Genomic DNA, 3,112 nt, shown 5'->3' with positions numbered 1-3,112 from the left:
GCGGCGGCGACCGGGTCGAGCGGGCCGGCCTCGCCCGCGGACGGGCAGTCGTCGGCCAGCACACACGCCCCACAGGCCGCGGTCCGGGCGTGGCACACCCGGCGACCGTGGAAGATGATCCGGTGGCTCGCGTCGGTCCAGGAGGCCCGCGGCAGCATGCGCGACACCTCGCGCTCGATGCGGACGGCGTCCGTGGCCTCGGACCACTTCCAGCGGTTCACCAACCGGATGAAGTGGGTGTCGACCGGCAGGCCCGGGATCCCGAATGCGTTGCCCAACACCACGTTGGCCGTCTTCCGTCCGAATCCCGGGAGGGTGACCAGGTCCTCGAGCCGCTGCGGCACCTCGCCGTCGTACCTCTCCACGAGCGCCGCGCCCAGGCCCTGGATGCTCCGCGCCTTGTTGCGGTAGAAGCCCGTCGGCCGGATGAACTCCTCCAGCTCCTCCCGGTCCGCCCCCGCGTAGTCGGCGGCGGTCCGGTAGCGCGCGAACAGTGCCGGCGTGACCTCGTTGACCCGCTTGTCCGTGCACTGGGCGGACAGGATCGTCGCCACGCTCAGTTCCAGCGGGTTGGTGAAGTCGAGCTCGCAGTAGACGTGCGGGAACGCCTCCTCGAGGGCGCGGAGCATGCGTCTCGCGCGCCGGGTGCGCCCGAGGTCGGTCTCCACCCCCCTCGCGGCCACCCCTCGTCTGCGGCGCTTCACGGCTGGAGCTGGGTCGGGCATGAGTCCACATTACGGCTCGGCGCCCCGACGGCGCGGAACCGCCGCCCCGGGTGCGTGTGCGTCCCGCGGTCCGGGGGTGGATAATCGGACAGATGCAGGGAATCCTCGTCGTCCTGGTGCCGGTCCTCCTCGCCGGATTCGCACTACTCATGGACCGTTTCGAGAACGCGATCCTCGACGAACCCGAACAGATCGACGTCTGAACCATCCCGCTGATCGCGCGTCGCCACCACCACCGACGCGCTTACGACTACAGTGGTTTTCGCCACACGCACGCCATGGCACGGACACGCATGTCCGCGCCCGAACGGAGGGTCACAGACTGTGACGATTGATCGCCGCACGGACCAGTCTGCCGACGACGTCCTCACCAGAGCCGGAATCTTCCAGGGCGTGGAGCCGGCGGCGGTCTCCGCCCTGCGTTCCGACCTGACCAGCGAGGAGTACTCGAAGGGTGACGTGATCATCCGCGAGGGCGAGCAGGGCGACAGCCTGTACATCGTCACCTCCGGCAAGGTGAAGCTCTCCCGGAAGGCCCCCGACGGTCGCGAGAACCTGCTCTCCATCCTCGGGCCGTCCGACATGTTCGGCGAGCTCTCCATCTTCGACCCCGGCCCGCGCACCTCGTCGGCCGTGTGTGTCACCGACGTGTCCGTGCAGGCCATGGACCGCTCGGCCCTCAAGCGCTGGATCGCCGAGCGTCCGGAGATCTCCGACCAGCTGCTGCGCGTGCTGGCCCGCCGCCTGCGCCGCACCAACAACAACCTCGCCGACCTCATCTTCACCGACGTGCCCGGCCGCGTGGCCAAGGCCCTGCTGCAGCTCGCGCAGCGCTTCGGCACGCAGGAGGGCGGCAACATCCGCGTGACGCACGACCTCACGCAGGAGGAGATCGCCCAGCTTGTCGGCGCCTCCCGCGAGACGGTGAACAAGGCGCTGGCCGAGTTCGCGCACCGCGGCTGGCTGCGGCTCGAGGGCAAGAGCGTCATCATCTCCGACACCGAGCGGCTGGCCCGCCGCGCCCGCTGACGCCCCAGCCCCGGCCCCGGCCCCGGCTGCAGACCCAGCCCCAGCCCCCGCCCCGAAATCCGCTACCCGTAATAGGGATCCGCTAGTCCAATCCGACCAGCCGATCCCTATTCCGAGTAGCGGATTCTTGGTTGCCGGCGGGCGACGCTCTTACGCCGCGCGGCCAAGTCCGAGTTGCTCCTGCCGACGCATCGCGTCCTTCACCCGCCGGACGATCACGTCCGGACGCCGCAGGTCATCCCATACCCAGCGAATCACCACGTAGCCGGCATCTTCCAGATCGCGCTGCCTGTGGCGTTCGCGGCTCAGTGCTTCCCGTATCTCCTGCGGGCTGTTCCCGTATTTGCCGAAGCCGTCCGCCTCGCCGATGAGCCTCCATTCTCGCCAGTAGAAGTCCACGCGGAACCGCTTGCCGCTCCGGCCCGACAGCCACACCTGCATCTCGGGCTGCGGGAGACCCGCGAACACCAGGATCAGCCGTATCAACGATTCCAGAACCGATTCCGCCAACCCGCATGTCAGCTCCGGCAGCGCCCGCGCGCGCCCGACACCCGTGCGCCCCTTCGCCAGACCCGCCTCGTCCTGGAGTTCTGGGCGCGACAGCATGCCTCGGCGGATGGCCTGATCGGCAGCAGCCACGCCGCTCTCCAGGCTCACCGTCCGTGCGACGTCGATGATCGTCCTGGCGGGAGAGGTCAACTGGATGCCGTCGACGAGTCTGGTCGCCCCCTCCACGGGCAGGGTGAAGCACACGAGCGCCGAACTGCGCCGCGTTCCGCCGCCCTCGCGTGGCCGGGTGGCGGTGGGCCGGTCCAAGGAGATCCCGTGGAGCGGCAGCCCGTAGAGCGCGAGGGCGGAACCGTGCGACATCACCGTCCCGGGTTCCACTGCGAGCGCGGCCGCCCGAGTTCGTTCGAGGAACTCCCGCTCCCTGCGGACGTAATCGGGCCCGCTCCCGGCGGGCGCCTCCTCCGGCTCGTGGGCGTAGACGCCGGACCGCACCCGCCGTAGCGTTCCGGCGCCGATCCGCCTGTTGAGCTCATCGTGGTGCAGGCCGCTGCGGGCGAGCTGCGCGAACGTCGAGAGAAAGGGACTGTCGTGGTCGTCTGTCTTTGATGCACCCATGTTCGGCAGTCTCGCCCACGCCGACACGCGCACTCCCGCTGTAACCGGCGATATGCAGGCCGCCTGTGGAGAAATCCTCCCTGTGGACAATCTCCCCCGCGTCCCCGCGCCCCACCCAAATCCGCTAGCCGGAATCCGGATCGGCGACTCCAATTCGACTAGCCGATCCCCATTCGGACTAGCCGATTTTCGCGAATGGTCGGGCGGGTCGGGCGGGTCGGGCGGGTCGGGCG

At 69.5% G+C, this 3,112-nt stretch carries 3 protein-coding genes; 1 reads left to right on the top strand and 2 read right to left on the bottom strand.

Features of this window, described 5'->3' with window-relative positions; translation table 11 throughout:
• A partial coding sequence (gene nth / locus G6024_RS00740; protein WP_159147590.1) for an endonuclease III occupies positions 1-725 on the bottom strand: 725 nt, incomplete at its 3' end.
• A gap of 324 nt (positions 726-1,049) precedes the next feature.
• On the opposite strand from nth, the gene G6024_RS00735 reads away from it, so the two are divergent.
• Positions 1,050-1,754 carry a Crp/Fnr family transcriptional regulator gene (locus tag G6024_RS00735; RefSeq protein WP_096906152.1) on the top strand — a complete coding sequence of 235 codons (705 nt, stop codon included), beginning with the start codon at positions 1,050-1,052 and terminating at the stop codon, positions 1,752-1,754.
• 150 nt (positions 1,755-1,904) lie between these two features.
• Here the strand turns inward: G6024_RS00735 and G6024_RS00730 are convergent, their stop codons facing one another.
• Positions 1,905-2,879: a type IV toxin-antitoxin system AbiEi family antitoxin gene (locus tag G6024_RS00730; protein WP_159147589.1), complete on the bottom strand. Its 975-nt coding sequence runs from the start codon at positions 2,877-2,879 to the stop codon at positions 1,905-1,907.
• Positions 2,880-3,112 lie beyond the last annotated feature (233 nt).

It is taken from the genome of Dietzia maris, from assembly GCF_014144855.1.
Lineage (GTDB): Bacteria > Actinomycetota > Actinomycetes > Mycobacteriales > Mycobacteriaceae > Dietzia > Dietzia kunjamensis.
Note: the sequence above shows the minus strand (reverse complement) of the source record. Positions and strands in the feature narration are given on the sequence as shown.

Bases quoted from the DNA above. Each gene is read 5' to 3' on its own strand.
- G6024_RS00730 (WP_159147589.1), bottom strand. From the start codon at position 2,879: ATGGGTGCATCAAAGACAGACGACCACGACAGTCCCTTTCTCTCGACG.